The sequence below is a fragment of the Rhodococcus quanlei genome (assembly GCF_055231015.1).
Genome location: NZ_JBUYWD010000004.1, coordinates 82,278 through 97,648 on the forward strand (window position 1 = coordinate 82,278; position 15,371 = coordinate 97,648).

At 64.5% G+C, this 15,371-nt stretch carries 12 protein-coding genes, 1 rRNA gene and 1 pseudogene; 7 read left to right on the forward strand and 7 right to left on the reverse strand.

Annotated elements, in window-relative coordinates:
• The first annotated feature begins 127 nt into the window (after positions 1 to 127).
• The 3 genes from ACZI8Q_RS02935 to ACZI8Q_RS02945 are packed head-to-tail and all read left to right on the forward strand — an operon-like array spanning position 128 to position 5,789.
• A complete protein-coding gene (locus tag ACZI8Q_RS02935; protein WP_463371999.1) occupies positions 128 to 2,146 on the forward strand; it encodes an alpha-1,4-glucan--maltose-1-phosphate maltosyltransferase in 2,019 nt (672 codons plus the stop codon).
• A complete protein-coding gene (gene glgB / locus ACZI8Q_RS02940) occupies positions 2,143 to 4,338 on the forward strand; it encodes a 1,4-alpha-glucan branching protein GlgB (RefSeq protein ID WP_463372000.1) in 2,196 nt (731 codons plus the stop codon). The genes ACZI8Q_RS02935 and glgB overlap by 4 nt, the downstream gene beginning before the upstream one ends.
• Positions 4,338 to 5,789 carry a neutral zinc metallopeptidase gene (locus ACZI8Q_RS02945; RefSeq protein ID WP_463372001.1) on the forward strand — a complete coding sequence of 484 codons (1,452 nt, stop codon included), beginning with the start codon at positions 4,338 to 4,340 and terminating at the stop codon, positions 5,787 to 5,789. The genes glgB and ACZI8Q_RS02945 overlap by 1 nt, the downstream gene beginning before the upstream one ends.
• Positions 5,790 to 5,817: 28 nt before the next feature.
• On the opposite strand, the gene trxA is transcribed toward ACZI8Q_RS02945, so the two are convergent.
• From trxA to ACZI8Q_RS02960, 3 genes are all read right to left on the reverse strand, one after another.
• The gene (gene trxA / locus ACZI8Q_RS02950; RefSeq protein ID WP_463372002.1) at positions 5,818 to 6,777 is read right to left on the reverse strand and encodes a thioredoxin; all 960 of its coding nucleotides are present in this window, start codon (positions 6,775 to 6,777) and stop codon (positions 5,818 to 5,820) included.
• Between the two features lie 153 nt (positions 6,778 to 6,930).
• Complete coding sequence (locus ACZI8Q_RS02955) at positions 6,931 to 7,290, reverse strand: DUF3817 domain-containing protein (RefSeq protein ID WP_463372003.1); 360 nt, start codon at positions 7,288 to 7,290, stop codon at positions 6,931 to 6,933.
• 91 nt (positions 7,291 to 7,381) lie between these two features.
• Complete coding sequence (locus tag ACZI8Q_RS02960; protein WP_463372004.1) at positions 7,382 to 8,575, reverse strand: acetyl-CoA C-acetyltransferase; 1,194 nt, start codon at positions 8,573 to 8,575, stop codon at positions 7,382 to 7,384.
• A 124-nt stretch (positions 8,576 to 8,699) separates the two neighbouring features.
• Here ACZI8Q_RS02960 and mce point away from each other — a divergent pair, with 124 nt between their 5' ends.
• Together mce and ACZI8Q_RS02970 are read left to right on the forward strand one after the other, a co-directional pair.
• Positions 8,700 to 9,197, forward strand: a complete 498-nt coding sequence (mce, locus tag ACZI8Q_RS02965) for a methylmalonyl-CoA epimerase (RefSeq protein ID WP_463372005.1) — start codon at positions 8,700 to 8,702, stop codon at positions 9,195 to 9,197.
• Between the two features lie 65 nt (positions 9,198 to 9,262).
• A complete protein-coding gene (locus ACZI8Q_RS02970) occupies positions 9,263 to 10,534 on the forward strand; it encodes a hypothetical protein (protein ID WP_463372006.1) in 1,272 nt (423 codons plus the stop codon).
• Here the strand turns inward: ACZI8Q_RS02970 and ACZI8Q_RS02975 are convergent, their stop codons facing one another.
• Together ACZI8Q_RS02975 and nucS are read right to left on the reverse strand one after the other, a co-directional pair.
• Complete coding sequence (locus ACZI8Q_RS02975) at positions 10,535 to 10,864, reverse strand: ATP/GTP-binding protein (protein ID WP_463372007.1); 330 nt, start codon at positions 10,862 to 10,864, stop codon at positions 10,535 to 10,537. It abuts the gene before it with no gap.
• A gap of 10 nt (positions 10,865 to 10,874) precedes the next feature.
• On the reverse strand, positions 10,875 to 11,549 hold the full coding sequence (gene nucS, locus ACZI8Q_RS02980) for an endonuclease NucS (RefSeq protein WP_463372008.1): 675 nt from the start codon (positions 11,547 to 11,549) through the stop codon (positions 10,875 to 10,877).
• A gap of 41 nt (positions 11,550 to 11,590) precedes the next feature.
• Between nucS and ACZI8Q_RS02985 the strand changes: the two genes are divergently transcribed.
• Complete coding sequence (locus tag ACZI8Q_RS02985; protein WP_463372017.1) at positions 11,591 to 13,171, forward strand: adenylate/guanylate cyclase domain-containing protein; 1,581 nt, start codon at positions 11,591 to 11,593, stop codon at positions 13,169 to 13,171.
• 18 nt (positions 13,172 to 13,189) lie between these two features.
• On the opposite strand, the pseudogene ACZI8Q_RS02990 reads toward ACZI8Q_RS02985, so the two are convergent.
• Positions 13,190 to 13,663 (reverse strand): annotated as a pseudogene (locus ACZI8Q_RS02990) (UBP-type zinc finger domain-containing protein); the annotation flags it as partial.
• On the opposite strand from ACZI8Q_RS02990, the gene ACZI8Q_RS02995 reads away from it, so the two are divergent.
• Complete coding sequence (locus tag ACZI8Q_RS02995; RefSeq protein WP_463372009.1) at positions 13,588 to 15,216, forward strand: PucR family transcriptional regulator; 1,629 nt, start codon at positions 13,588 to 13,590, stop codon at positions 15,214 to 15,216. The pseudogene ACZI8Q_RS02990 and the gene ACZI8Q_RS02995 sit on opposite strands and share 76 nt — an antisense overlap.
• Positions 15,217 to 15,254: 38 nt before the next feature.
• Here ACZI8Q_RS02995 and rrf read toward each other — a convergent pair.
• Positions 15,255 to 15,371 (reverse strand): 5S ribosomal RNA (gene rrf, locus ACZI8Q_RS03000).

Sequence of the window (15,371 nt, forward strand, 5' to 3'; positions counted from 1 at the left end):
ACGATCGGGCGCTCCACTACGGTTGAAGCGGCGACTTCGAGGCCGTGCGCCGCGCAGTGTGACAGGTACGGCCCAGTGGCAGGCACGGCGAGAAATGACAACAGGTACGGCGAGAACGGAGACCGCAGTGACGGGACGACTCGGCATCGACGACGTGGAGCCCACGATCGACGGTGGCCGCTTTCCGTCCAAGGCTGTGGTCGGTGAGGCCGTACCCGTGCAGGCCGTGGTGTGGCGGGAGGGCCATGCTGCGGTGTCCGCAACCCTGGCCGTCCGCGCTCCGTCCGACTCCACGAAAGAAACCCGCACGTTGCGCATCCCCATGAGTCCCGGTGTGCTGCCCGACGTCGTCGACGGTCTGTTCACCCCCACGTGTGCAGGCCACTGGACGTTCACCATCGAGGCGTGGAGCGACCCGATCGCCACCTGGAAGCACGCAATCGAGGCCAAACTTGCAGTAGGGCAGGGGGCCGTCGAGCTGACCAACGACCTCGAGATCGGGGCCCGGTTGTTCGACACGGCGGCCACCGGGGTCCCGGTCGGCGATCGCGAGCGTGTCGTTGCCGTGGCGACATCGTTGCGCTCGAATCGACAGCTCCCTGTACGCGTGGCTCCTGCATTCGGTTCGGACATCACCGAGCTGCTGCGCACGCATCCGCTACGCGAGTTGGTGACCACGAGCGCCGTCCATCATGTATCGGTCGACCGGCGCGCTGCACTCTTCGGGTCGTGGTACGAGTTCTTCCCGCGTTCGACCGGCGGATGGAACGCAGACGGCACACCGCGCCACGGAACCTTCGACACCGCGGCTGCCGACCTTCCGCGCATCGCCGCCATGGGTTTCGACGTGGTGTATCTGCCGCCGATCCACCCGATCGGGACCGTCAATCGCAAAGGTCCGAACAACACCCTGACGCCCGGTCCGGGCGATACCGGCTCACCGTGGGCGATCGGTTCGGTCGACGGTGGCCACGACGCCGTCCACCCCGAGTTGGGCACGCTCGCAGACTTTCGTGGATTCGTGGACTCGGCACGCCGCAACGGCATGGAAGTGGCGCTCGATCTGGCACTTCAGTGCGCGCCCGATCACCCCTGGGCGAGCGAGCATCCCGAATGGTTCACGGTGCTGCCCGACGGGACGATCGCGTACGCAGAGAATCCGCCGAAGAAGTACCAGGACATCTATCCGATCGACTTCGACAACGATCCCGAGGGCATCTACGCTGAGGTATTCCGCGTGGTACTGCACTGGATCGACGTGGGCGTGAAGATATTTCGGGTGGACAATCCACACACGAAGCCGCCGAGTTTCTGGCAACGATTCATCGCCGACGTCAAGCAATCTCATCCCGACGTGCTCTTCCTGTCCGAGGCGTTCACTCGTCCCGCCCGCTTGTACGGACTGGCCAGACGGGGCTTCACGCAGTCCTATACGTACTTCACGTGGCGCACGGCAAAGTGGGAACTCGTCGAGTTCGGCAACGAACTGGCCGCCAAGGCCGACGAAGCCAGGCCCAATCTGTTCGTGAACACCCCGGACATACTGCACGAGAGCCTTCAGCACGGCGGTCCGGGAATGTTCGCGCTGAGGGCTGCACTCGCGGCAACGATGTCCCCCGCGTGGGGCGTGTACTCCGGGTACGAGTTGTACGAACATCAAGCCCTTCGCCCGAGCAGCGAGGAATACCTGCACTCGGAGAAGTACGAACTGCGACCGCGCGATTTCGCTGGGGCCGCGGCGCGGGGGGAATCGCTGGCGCCGTGGCTCACCACACTCAACCGAATCCGGCGGGCACATCCGGCGTTGCAGCAACTCCGGAACCTGCACTTCCATCACATCGACAACGACGCCCTCATCGCCTACTCGAAATTCGATCCGGCCACCGGCGATGCCGTGCTGACGGTGATCAACCTCGACCCGTATACCGCCGCGCAAGGCCACATCTGGCTCGACATGCCCGCGATCGGGCACGACTGGCACGACCGCATGACGGTTCGGGACGAGGTGAGCGGCGAGCAGTACGACTGGGGGCAAACCAATTTCGTACGCCTCGAACCATGGCGTGCTGCGGCGCACATCATCGCGCTTCCGAACATCTCCCATCCTGCGCGCTTTGCGCTCTCCCGTCGGCGAGGTGCCCGATGAGCGAATCGTCCGCCGGCCCCACACCGTCCGCCGCTGATCTCGACCTACTGGCGCGGGGCGCGCACCATGATCCGCACGCCGTTTTGGGTGCGCATCCCCATCGGGACGGCACACTGGTGCGCACGCTGCGTCCGGATGCGGTGTCCGTCGACGCAGTGGTGGCCGGTACACGGCATCCTCTCGCCGAGGTTGCGGAGGGCATCTTCGCGGCTGTGATCCCTGTCCGTGATCTCGCGGACTACCGTCTCGCCACACGATATCCCGACGGGCGCACGGTCACCTGCGCCGACGGGTATCGCTTCCTGCCCACGCTCGGCGACTTGGATTTGCACCTGGTCGGTGAGGGTCGTCACGAACGGTTGTGGGAGGTTCTCGGTGCACATCAACGCACCTACGAGACCCCCGACGGTGTGGTTTCCGGAACATCGTTCGCGGTCTGGGCACCTGCGGCACGCGGCGTCGCCGTGATCGGTGATTTCAACGGCTGGCGGGGACCGAGCGCACCCATGCGCGCACTGGGATCGACCGGTGTGTGGGAACTGTTCGTCCCGGACCTCGGCCCCGGTGAACTGTACAAATACCATGTGATCGGCCCCGACGGCATCGGCCGGGACAAGGCGGATCCGATGGCCTTCCACACCGAGGTTCCGCCGGCGACGGCATCGCGAATCACGGCGAGCACGCACGAGTGGCGGGACGCGGAATGGCTGGACCGCCGAAAGACGTCGGAACCTGCACAATCACCGATGAGCGTCTACGAGGTCCATCTGGGTTCGTGGCGACCTGGACTTCCCTACCGTGAACTGGCGGAACAACTCACCTCGTACGTGAAAGCGGCGGGCTTCACCCACGTGGAACTGCTTCCGGTCGCCGAGCATCCATTCGGTGGCTCGTGGGGGTACCAGGTCACCTCGTACTACGCCCCGACCGCCAGATTCGGCACCCCGGACGACTTCCGGTGGTTCGTCGACAGCCTGCACCGTGCGGGTATCGGCGTTCTCGTCGACTGGGTTCCGGCGCACTTCCCCAAAGACGACTGGGCACTGGCCCGATTCGACGGCACACCGTTGTACGAGCACCGCGATCCTCAACGCGGCGAGCAATTGGATTGGGGCACCTACGTGTTCGACTTCGGTCGCCGCGAGGTTCGCAACTTCCTCGTCGCCAACGCCCTGTTCTGGATCGAGGAGTTCCACATCGACGGGCTACGCGTGGACGCGGTGGCCTCGATGCTCTACCTCGACTATTCCCGCCCCGACGGCGGGTGGACGCCCAATATTCACGGTGGCCGCGAGAACCTCGAAGCCGTTGCCTTTCTGCAAGAGATGAACGCCACCGTGCACAAGCATCACCCCGGCGTCGTCACGATCGCCGAGGAATCGACAGCGTGGCCTGGTGTCACGCGCGCCACCAACGTCGGCGGTCTCGGATTCGACATGAAATGGAACATGGGCTGGATGCACGACACGCTCGGATTCCTGTCCCACGACCCGATTCACCGGAGCTATCACCACCACGAGATCACCTTCTCGCTGATGTACGCGTGGAGCGAGAACTACCTGCTCCCGATCAGCCACGACGAGGTCGTCCACGGCAAGGGCACATTGTGGACCCGCATGCCCGGCGACGATTTCGCCAAGGCGGCCGGCCTCCGCGCCCTGCTCGCCTACATGTGGGCACACCCCGGAAAACAATTGTTGTTCATGGGCCAGGAATTCGGGCAATCGGGGGAATGGTCCGAGGAACGTGGACTCGATTGGGCCGAGCTCGATCGAGCCGATACCGGCCGCTACCACCGTGGAATCTCGCGACTCGTATCCGACCTCAACGCGGTGTATCGGGATCGTCCAGCGCTCTGGACCCTCGACGCGTCGCCCGGCGGCTACTCGTGGATCGACGCGAACGACACCGCGAACAATGTCCTGAGCTTCTTGCGCTACGGTACTGACGGTTCGATCGTCGCCTGCCTGTTCAACTTCTCCGGGCGATCGCATTCGGACTATCGGGTGGGGTTGCCCGAACCGGGTCGATGGACCGAATTGCTCAACACGGATGCTGTGCCGTACGAGGGCTCGGGATTGGGAAACCTCGGTGCAGTGATGGCGACGTCCCAGTCGTGGCACGGACGTCCCGCCTCGGCGCAGGTGGCTCTTCCGGCGAACGGGGCGATCTGGATCGGTCTGGAGCGTTGATGAACGGATACCGGCATCTGCTGGTTCGACTTGCGGGCCTCGTGACCGTGGCGGTCACGCTCGCCGGCTGCACATCGTCCGTCACCGGCCAGGCCGTGTCCATCTACGACGATCCCTTCCGAGTGGCCGGACTCGAAGCGACGTCGGGTCCCAGCGGTGCACGTCCGTCCGTACCCGACGCCGATATCGCGATCACGAACACCGACGGCGGCGACGTCGACACGATGCTCGGCAACGCGATCGCCGACCTCGAAGTGTATTGGTCACAGAAGTTCCCCGAACTGTTCGACCAGAAGTTCGAGCCCGTGGCCGAGCTGATCTCCTGGGATCCGACACAGCATCGTGGACCGACCTTCTGCGGCGAGAGCACGGAAGGCCTCCCCAACGCCGGCTACTGCACCAAGGACCACACGATCGGGTGGGACCGGAGAGTGCTGTTACCAGAGGTGATCGCAAAGTTCGGCGACATCGCCGCGGTCTTCGTACTCGCGCACGAATACGGTCACGCGGTGCAGACGAAGGCGAACATCGCACCCGCCGCGAAAGTGGCAGGGATCGTGCGCGAGCAGCAGGCCGACTGCTTCGCCGGCAGCTTTCTGCGCCATATCGCGGAAGGGGAATCCGAGCATTTCAGGCTGAACACCTCGGATGGACTCAACAACGTGTTGGCATCCGCTGTAGCCATCGGCGACACAGATCCCACCAATCCCGGCAATGTTCACGGTTCCGCTTTCGAACGCGTGACCGCGGTACAGATCGGTTTCACCAACGGCCCGTCGCCGTGCGAACGCATCGACCAGAAGGAAATCGAATCGCGGCGCGCCGACCTACCCCAACGATTCAGTGACGATCTGGACGACGGCGAGCTGGCGGTCACGGAGGAGTCGCTGGAGATGTTCGTGGAGTCCTTCCAGCTGATCTTCGAACTACCCGATCCGCCGAAGCTCTACCTCGACGGCGCCGACCTCGACTGCCCGAATGCGGAAGTCACACAACCGGTGTCGTACTGCCCTGCCACCAATGCCATCGGGGTGAGTGTGGACGCGCTGGCGGAACGTGCGACGCCCACCCCCACCAGCCGACGCGACCTCCTCGCAACTCACTTGACCGGGGACTACACGGCATACCTGCTCTTGGCCTCCCGCTACACGCTGGCCATCCAGAACCACAAAGGCGAGGACTTGCACTCACCCGAGACGGCACTGCGCGCGGCGTGCTTGTCGGGCGTCATCACGGCAGCGCTGAGTCCCGAGAATCCCCAGATGCTCGAGGACGGCAGTGTGTGGTTGTCGCCGGGTGACCTGGACGAGGCCGTTTCAGGACTACTGACGGACGGCCTGGCGGCAAGCGATGTGAACGGTCGCACGGTGCCCAGCGGATTCTCGCGAGTCGACGCGTTCCGTACCGGAGTTCTCGAGGGCGAGGGCGGCTGCCACGGCCGGTACCGCTAGCGGCGCAGGTACGGGCGCCACCGCTGGATCAGTAGAGGGCAGTAGCCAACTTACGGCGCGCGGAGACCACCGCAGGCTCAGCAGGATCGAACAACTCGAACAGTTCCAACAGACGGGTTCGGGCGCGGGTCCGATCATCGCCGGCACTACGCTTGATCACCGCGATGATGCGCTCGAATGCCGCCTCCGGAGCTTGCCCGTACAGTTCCACGTCGGCTGCCGCGAGCTGGGCATCGATGTTCGTCGGCTCCGCATCGGCGGCAGCGACCGCCCCACTCTCGAGTTGCTGTACACGGGCGAGGAATCGCACCTGACGAATCGCCCCGAGCGCCTCGGCATTGGCCGGTTCCTCGTCGAGGATCCGCTGGAATGCCGCTTCGGCGCCGGCGAGATCACCCTCGTCGAGTGCAGCCTCCGCAGCGGTGAAACGGGGATCCTCGGGTTCCGGTTCGGCTTCGGCCCCGGCATCGACCGGCGGACCCGACAGCTTTCCGGCCACGGCCTGCTCCACCGCAGCAAGCCATTGACGCAGCTGCTCTTCCGGCTGCACTCCCTGAAAGTCCGCGAGGGGCTGCCCCGCCGCGATCGCCACAACGGTGGGTACCGATTGCACGCCGAATGCTTGGGCTATCCGGGGGTTCGCATCCACATCCACCTTTGCGAGCACCCAGCGACCGCCTGCTTCCCGAGCAAGCTTCTCGAGCAACGGCGACAGCTGTTTGCACGGCCCGCACCACGTTGCCCACAGATCCACGATCACGGGAACCTGACTCGAACGACGCAGCACCTCGTCTTCGAAGGTTTCCTCGGTCACGTCGATGACGGGTGCGAGAGGTCCGGTTGACGTTTCGTCGCCGTTGTCACCGGCCGCCGGTCGCGCGGGAGGTGCCGAAGCACGCTCCTTGAGTCCCGAAAGATCGACGGCACCGCTGGTTGCCGCGGCAATCGCGGCGGAGCGAGCTGGATTACGAGAACCTGGTCGAGTCACGACTCCCAGTCTGTCACGAAAGCGTCGACGGGAGGAACGCAGGCCGCGTCATCGAATTCGCAGACCGTGCCATCGAGCCCGAGAACGTCATCGAGCCCGAGGACATGCGATCCGAATTCGAGAACAGCGATCCCCGAAGGACGACCGGGGACGTCAGGCTGACGTCGTGGCCGGTTCAGGCGTCTTGTTCGTCGACAGTTCCCCCAGACGACCCGTGCGGGCGGCCCAGACCTCGAAGACCACGGTTCCGAACGGAGGAACGCTCGACAGCAGGGCAAGTGCCGTGACCTTCAGGTCCCACTTCAGCTGAACTGCCGTGACGAGTGCGACCACGATGAACAACATGAAGCCGGCAACACCGTGCACCATGCCCGGAATGCTCACTGCTTCCTCGTAACCGAGGACCCACTTGAAGAACATGGCCACGAGTAAGACAGCCCAGGTCAAAGCCTCCCAGTATGCAACGAGACGGAAGCGCTTCGCGGGAGTGGAGACGTCGAAGATGTTCGGCATGGTGTCCATTGTGCCCGAATGTCTACGACACGCCGTAGTGGGGTTCGTCACCGCCGCATCGAGGCAACCCCACCACGACGTGTCGAAAGCGTTACTTCTTGGGGACGCGAACGATCAGGGCGTCACCCTGTCCGCCACCGCCACACAGGGCCGCAGCACCGATGCCGCCGCCACGACGGCCCAATTCCAGCGCGAGGTGCAGCGCGATTCGAGCACCGGACATACCGAGGGGGTGACCGACGGCAATGGCACCACCGTTGACGTTCACCTTCGCCGCATCGAGGCCCAGTTCTCGTGTCGAGGCGATACCGACAGCCGCGAACGCCTCGTTGATCTCGACGAGATCGAGATCCTGCGGGTCGACCCCCTCACGCGCACACGCCTTGGCGATCGCACGCGCCGGCTGCGACTGAAGCGTCGAGTCCGGACCGGCGACGACACCGTGGGCACCGATCTCGGCGATCCAGGTGAGACCGAGCTCTTCCGCCTTCGCCTTGCTCATGACGACAACGGCTGCGGCGCCGTCGGAAATCGGCGACGCCGAACCCGCGGTGATCGTGCCGTCCTTGCTGAACGCAGGGCGAAGACGTCCCAGCGACTCGGTGGTGGTGTCGGCGCGAATACCCTCGTCCTGCGCGAAAACGACCGGATCACCCTTGCGCTGCGGAATGGAGACGGGGACGACCTCGTCCTCGAACAAGCCGTCCTTCCAGGCACGGGCCGCATTCTGGTGCGAGGCAGCAGCGAAGGCGTCCTGCTCCTCACGACTGATGTGTGACGTCGATTCTTTGTTCGCCGTCTCGGTGAGCAGCCCCATGGCCTGATCGGTGAACACGTCGTGCAGACCGTCGTACGCCATATGGTCACGCATCGTGACGTCGCCGTACTTGAACCCGCCACGACTCTTCTCGAGCATGTGCGGCGCGCGGCTCATCGACTCCTGGCCACCGGCCACGACCACGTCGAACTCGCCTGCCCGGATCAGCTGATCAGCCAGTGCGATCGCATCCACACCCGACAGGCACACCTTGTTGACGGTCAGGGCAGGGACATCCATCGGAATGCCTGCGGCAACCGCGGCCTGACGCGCCGGAATCTGGCCGGCGCCGGCGGTGAGCACCTGCCCCATGATCACGTACTCGACCTGCTCGGGCTTGACCCCGGACTTCTCGAGCGCGCCCTTGATGGCAATCCCGCCGAGGTCGGAGCCCGAAAGGTCCTTCAACGATCCGAGTAGACGCCCCATCGGGGTGCGCGCTCCGGCAACAATTACAGAACTGGTCACGATTTCCTCCGCGTACGAAAAGTCGGGTGATGCCTCGCAGGTCGATTCCCCATGCGACGCAGGTGAGCGACGTAAGTCACATCCCGATGAGAACACCTCACACGGTAACGCTAACGTCGATGCCATGACACAGTCGTCCCCTGGAACTCAGCCACAGTCGTCCCCTGAAACTCGTACGTCTCCCTTGTCCTCCGACCTGGTACTGGCGATCGACCACGTCGGCATCGCCGTGCCCGACCTGGATGCCGCCATTGCCTGGTACAGCCGCCACCTCGGTATGGAGGCGACTCACGAGGAAGTCAACGAGGAGCAAGGCGTACGCGAGGCGATGCTCAGCGTTGTCGGCGCCAAGTCCGACAGCACGGCTCTGCAACTCCTGGCACCCCTGAACGAGCAGTCCACCATCGCCAAATTCATCGAGCGCAGCGGCCCCGGTCTCCAGCAGTTGGCATACCGGGTGAGCAACATCGAAGCGATCTCGGCACTTCTGCTCGAGCAGGGTGTGCGACTGCTCTACGACGCACCACGACGCGGTACTGCCGACTCACGAATCAACTTCGTACACCCGAAGGATGCCGGCGGCGTTCTGGTCGAACTCGTGGAGCAATCGAGCGGCAACTGACCGATCGTGGGCAGGTACCGGGCCAAGGCAGCGTGGACCCCTCCTGCCCAGGTAGATTGGCGGGCATGGTGAACGAGCACGATCGCGGATCTCAGCAGCTCCCCTTCTCGATCGCACGAAAAGGATTCGATCGCGACGAAGTACGCAACTATTTCGAGCGTTTCGACGCCGAACTCCGGGTGACGGCCGCGGATCGCGATGCCGCGGCGGCGCAGGCTCGCGATCTCGCCAAACAGCTCGACGATGCCCGCAACGAGATCGACGACCTCCGCAAGGACGTCGATCGACTGTCGGTCCCGCCCACCACCGCCGAAGGCATGAGCGACCGCATTTCGCGCATGTTGCGTCTCGCCTCGGACGAGGCGTCCGAGGTTCGCGCGAAAGCCGAATCCGATGCCGCCGAGATGATCTCGATAGCCGAACAAGAAGGCACCGCGCTCCGTGGCGAGTACGAGTCGCTCGTTGCCGAACTCGAGGATCGCCGTAGCGCCCTCGAGGTCGAGCACGGCCAGACCATGTCCAAGGCGCGGGCAGAATCCAAGCGCATCGTGGAGGCCGCCGAGTCCGAGCGCGATCGGTTGGCTGCCGAATCGGAGCTCGAACGCTCCCGCATCCAAGAAGACTTCGACCTCACCATGTCCGAGAAGCGTCAGAAGACCATCACGGCTGTCAACGAACTCGAGTCGTCGAGCAAGGCCGAAGCGAAACGCCGTCTCGACGACGCTGCACACGAGGCCGAGCGTCGCATCCAGATCGCGACCGACCAGGCCGAACGCAAGATCACCCACGCCAAGGACCTGGCCGAGGAGCTTCGGGTTCTGCGCGGCCGCATCCTCGCGCAACTCTTGGGTATTCGCGGACAACTCGATTCGGTTCCCGCGATGTTGGCGTCGGTCAACCGCGAAAGTGAACTGCTCGACGCCCAGCCGGAAACGAAGGCGTCCGGGAACGGCAATGATGAGGAAGCACAGACTGATTCGACGGACTCGGCAGACACCGAAACCGACAAGACCCACAAGACCGAAACAGGCGAACAGGACCGCGACGGTGCGGACGGTCGCAGCGACGCAACGAAGAACACGGCCGAAACAGACCGCAATGACACCGGCGCGGACCGCAGGGACGGCCGCAATGACACCGGCGCGGACCGCAGGGACGGCCGCAATGACACCGGCGCGGACCGCAGGGACGGCCGCAATGACACCGGCGCGGACCGCAGGGACGGCCGCAATGACACAGACAAGACCGTCGAGGTGGACCGCGCACTCGTGAAGCAGGGCGGGTCACAGCAGGGCAGCGGGAAGCAGCCGGTCAGGTCGGGCAGCAAGTCGCGCTGATCACGACCATCTGCGGGTGAGACCGCGGGTTCGCCTCCCCGACCAGCACCCCGTGTGCCAATGGCGACGATCCTCCGTCCCTCCGAACTCGGCGGGCCAGGTGACCACGTGGGCTACACCTGGCCGGATCTTTTGGTCGCACCCAGGACACCGATAGGTCTTGACAGCCCTGGCGCCGGAGACCGGACGGACGACATACGTCTCGTCCAACGCGCCCGCCGGACCCGATTCCTGTCGGCTCGTCGCACCACCGAAGAGTGCGCCACCGTGGTCTGCCGCCGTTGCACGGGATCGGCGACGGCTCGAGGGCTGGGGTTTACGGCGTGGCACGCAGCTCAGTCTAGAAGAGCCGGAACTCGGTGCTCTCGGTGCCGCGCAGCGCCTCGTAGTCGAGAACCAGGCAACGAATACCTCGGTCGGTCGCCAGCGTCTTGGCCTGCGGTTTGATTTGCTGGGCAGCGAAAACGCCGCTGACCGGCGCCAACAACGGATCACGGTTGAGCAACTCGAGGTACCGCGTCAGCTGTTCGACCCCGTCGATGTCGCCGCGACGCTTGATCTCGACCGCAACCGACGCGCCGTCCGCGTCTCGGCACATCAGGTCGACCGGTCCGATCGCGGTCATGTACTCGCGCCGCACCAAGGTGTATCCGGCGCCCAATGTTTCGACGTGCTCTGCCAGCAACTCCTGCAGGTGGGCCTCGACCCCGTCCTTGACCAATCCGGGATCCACGCCGAGTTCGTGGCTCGAATCGTGCTCGATCTCCTCGACGGTGATGCGAAGTTCCTCGCCGGCCTTGTTGGTCACCACCCACAAGGTGGTGTCGTCCTCACCGGCGTTCTCGACCAGCCAGCACGGCGGGCTCATCCAGTTGAGCGGTTTGTACGCACGATCGTCGGCGTGAATGCTCACCGAACCATCCGCCTTGATCAGGATCAGACGGCGAGCTGAGGGGAGGTGAGCCGTCAGACGACCCACATAGTCGACACGGCACTGGGCAATCACAAGACGCACGTGGACACCCTAGAGGATCGTCCGGTTAGTCTCGAATGACTATGCAGCAACGATGCGACTCCCCCGCTCCTATGGGTTCCCGGTTGCTGGGTGGACCCGACGAAACGTCTCGCCGTACCCGTATCCGGGTCCAACTGCTTCTGACAGCAACGAGCCTCGTCACCAATGTGATCGGCGCGCTCATCGCGGTCCTGCTCGTGACCGTGGTGGTGCCCGGCCCCACCGTCCTCACGATGGACTACGTGTACGTGAACTTCATTGCGGTCCCGGTCTACGTGGCCTTCGCGATAGTGGTCGGTCTCACCTGGGGTACACGAAGTCTCGTTCGAGACCTTCGCTGGGCCACCACGGGTCGCGCACCCAGCGCGCACGACCGGCGCGCCGCGTTTCGCGCTCCACTACGGCTGGCCCTCATGCAGGGAGTCATGTGGGCGCTCGCACTCGTCGTTCTGACGACGCTGTACGCCTTCGTCGACATCGAGGTAGTTCCGAAGGTCGCCTTCACCATCGCACTGACCGGCATCACCATCTGCGCATTCTGTTACGTGCTCTCACAGTTCGCGCTTCGCCCCCTCGCGGCCCGGGCACTCGAATACGGCGGCCCCCTCCCGGAGCGTGCGCTCGGAATCACCAGTCGGACGATGGTGACCTGGTTACTGGGTACGGGTGTACCCATCCTCGGTCTGATGCTGATCGCCGTGTTCAGTTTCATACGTCCGGCGAGCTCTACGAGCCTCGCCGTGGCAATCCTTGCGGTGGGCGGTGTCACACTCGTCGTCGGCCCACTCCTTGCCTTGCTCGGCGTCCGAGCAACTGCGGCTCCCATCCGCTCCGTGCGGGCCGGCATGACCCAAGTTGCCGAAGGCGACCTGGATGCATCCGTCGTTGTCTACGACGGCACCGAACTCGGTGCACTGCAGCTGGGCTTCAATCGGATGGCCGAAGGGCTGCGCGAACGCGAACGAATCAGAGACCTGTTCGGCCGCCACGTCGGACATGACGTGGCCGCCAATGCGCTGACCCGCCAGTCCGAACTCGGAGGCGAGGAGCGCCATGTTGCCGTCCTGTTCGTGGACATCATCGGGTCGACCACCATCGCGGCCACCCACGATCCGGTGGAAGTCGTCGAATTGCTGAACCGCTTCTTCGGGATCGTGGTCGACGAAGTGGATCGCCGGGGCGGCTTCGTCAACAAGTTCGAAGGTGACGCCGCGCTCGCGATCTTCGGCGCCCCTACCGAACTCTCCGATCCTGCCGGTCGAGCGCTCGCAACGGCCCGTGAGATTCATACACGCCTCGCAACAGAGGTACTCGAGTGCGACGCCGGGCTCGGAGTCGCCGCAGGCCCCGCCGTCGCCGGCAACATCGGTGCCCGGGAGCGTTTCGAATACACCGTGATCGGCGATCCGGTCAACGAGGCCGCACGGTTGTCCGAACTGGCCAAAACCATTCCCGGCCACGTCGTCGCGTCAGGACGTGCTCTCGAATCCGCGGGTACCGACGAGGCGCGGCGCTGGTCTCACGTCGACGACGTCGTGCTGCGCGGTCGCATCGAGCCGACGCGCATCACGGTGCCCACGGATACGACGACCGACACCGGGAGGCGCCCAGATCAGGGGTAGTGGAGAGGCGATACGTCTGTCGTGCACGAAACACCACTGCCAGTCGTCGCCCGGCCGCATCGACTGCGCAATCGGGTGGCCCGTCCGTTCCGCATGATGGCGGGCGTGCCGCATCGCCGACGAGTCGCTGCAGCCGACGTACCCACAGCACAGGCACATCATCAGGTGGTCCCAATGGGTCCCTGCCGCCAGACAGCCCGCGCACCCGTCCGAGGTGGGTACCACGGCGGAGCCCACCTCGGACAAATCCGGGTCTGTCCAGACTTCGGTCAATACCACCACCTTCCTTCCTCCGTAAGCGTGCCGGGAGCGCAGCCGAATGTCGTGGTCACCGCGGGGTGAACAACGCAGCGCCAACTCGGCCGCGCAGTACGGCACAATCGTTTCGACGGGGAATTTCGGGGTAGCCCACTCCCATGGATCTGGAGCTACCACCAGACCCGAAGGTCGACGAGGTACCACGCACGCCCGACCTATGGGCTGCACTTGCACTCACTGCGCAAATGCACGACGCAGCGACGACAGCTGAGGTCGCAACGTTTCTCGGATACGCGCTTGCCGCGCTCGGCCCCTTCACCCTGTCCTCCAGGCGGGGTGAGAATCACCCGCACTCCGACGAAGCGAACAAATGGCGCTACGTCGTATGCGGTGCAGCCGATTCCGAGTACGAACTCGTCGTGCGATCGCCGACGAAACCAACACCCGATCAGGTCACCTTGATCGAATTGGTCACCGCTCATGCCCGTACTGCCCTGGTCGCGTCACAGGCCCGTTCCTACCTGGCGCAAGAGCACGCAACGGACGTCACTGTCCAAGAGTTGTCACGCACTGTGGCACGGTTACGCCGCGAGTCGGACGTCCGGACCGTTCTGACCCGCCTGTCGACCACCATGGCCGGGGAAGAGGCAATCGTCGGCGCCCTCAACGAACTCACCGGTCTGCCGGTGGGCGTAGAGGATGCATTCGGAAACCTCCGGGTAGCGACTCCGCCCCCATCGACGACACGCTACCGACGAATCGGCGGACACAATCACGCAGACGCAATCGGCCGAGCCATCGCATCCGGGCACCCGATGAGAGACGGCGAGCGTCTGTTCCAGGTCGTCCGGCCGGAACGGAAGCTTCTGGGGACAGTGTTTCTCGCCGATCCCGCACGTCACGCCGGCGATTTCGAACAGTTCGCGCTGGAACACTGTGCGACGGCATTGGCCCTGCAAATGGCGCACCAGCGGTCGATCGCCGAGGCCGAGATGCGCCTTCGCAGAGATTTGGGTGCCGACCTCCTCGACGGGCTGGACAACGACACCGCCTGCGCGCGGGCCGACGCCCTGGGCTACGACCTGCGCAAGCCTCAGCGTGTACACGCCGCGCGGTGGACGGCAGGCACAGATGGACACGCACTTGCTTCGGCATTCGCTCGGCAGCTCGAGGCTTCACGGCGGTCTGCACTCGTCGTCCGGCGCGGCGACATCGTTGCGGTGGTTGCGGATGCTGCGCTCGCGCCGGCATCGCTCTACGACGGAGTACGCCGAATCTTGGGGAAGACGGGTGTCATGGGAGTCGGGACCGTGGCCGGCGACCCCGCGTCGCTCCCCCGCTCCTACGCGGATTCGGTGCGTGCTTTGGAAATACGGGAACATTCGATGCGACCGGAAGGAATCGTGCACTTCGACGACCTCGGCGTCTACCGCATCCTGGACGCACACGCCGACACGGGCGACGTCCACGAGTTCGTGCGCGAATGGCTCGGGGCACTCCTCGATTACGACCGTCGACATCGAAGCACAATGACAGAAACGCTGACCCAGTACCTGGAATACGGTGGTCACTACGACGAGACCGCAGCTGCCCTACGAATTCACCGAAGCACCTTGCGCTACAGAATGAGCCGAATACACGAGCTCACGGGACGCGATCTCCACGACGTCGACAACAGGTTGAACTTCCATCTCGCCACTCGTGCACTGCAAGTGATATCGGGCTCGGACCCAGGCCACCGGATGCCAGATGGCCACCCTGCTCCGGAAAGGTCCGGAAATGCCTGAAGCCCCCCAACATTGTTGGGGGGCTTCAGGTAACGGATGTTCGGCGGTGTCCTACTCTCCCACACCCTGTCGAGTGCAGTACCATCGGCGCAGACAGGCTTAGCTTCCGGGTTCGGAATGGGACCGGGCGTTTCCCTGTCGCTATGGCCGCCGTA

Coding starts and splice junctions, on each gene's coding strand:
- ACZI8Q_RS02970 (WP_463372006.1), top strand. CDS start 9,263: ATGGTGAACGAGCACGATCGCGGATCTCAGCAGCTCCCCTTCTCGATC.
- ACZI8Q_RS02995 (WP_463372009.1), top strand. CDS start 13,588: ATGGATCTGGAGCTACCACCAGACCCGAAGGTCGACGAGGTACCACGC.
- ACZI8Q_RS02985 (WP_463372017.1), top strand. CDS start 11,591: ATGCAGCAACGATGCGACTCCCCCGCTCCTATGGGTTCCCGGTTGCTG.
- ACZI8Q_RS02945 (WP_463372001.1), top strand. CDS start 4,338: ATGAACGGATACCGGCATCTGCTGGTTCGACTTGCGGGCCTCGTGACC.
- ACZI8Q_RS02955 (WP_463372003.1), bottom strand. CDS start 7,290: ATGCCGAACATCTTCGACGTCTCCACTCCCGCGAAGCGCTTCCGTCTC.
- mce (WP_463372005.1), top strand. CDS start 8,700: ATGACACAGTCGTCCCCTGGAACTCAGCCACAGTCGTCCCCTGAAACT.
- glgB (WP_463372000.1), top strand. CDS start 2,143: ATGAGCGAATCGTCCGCCGGCCCCACACCGTCCGCCGCTGATCTCGAC.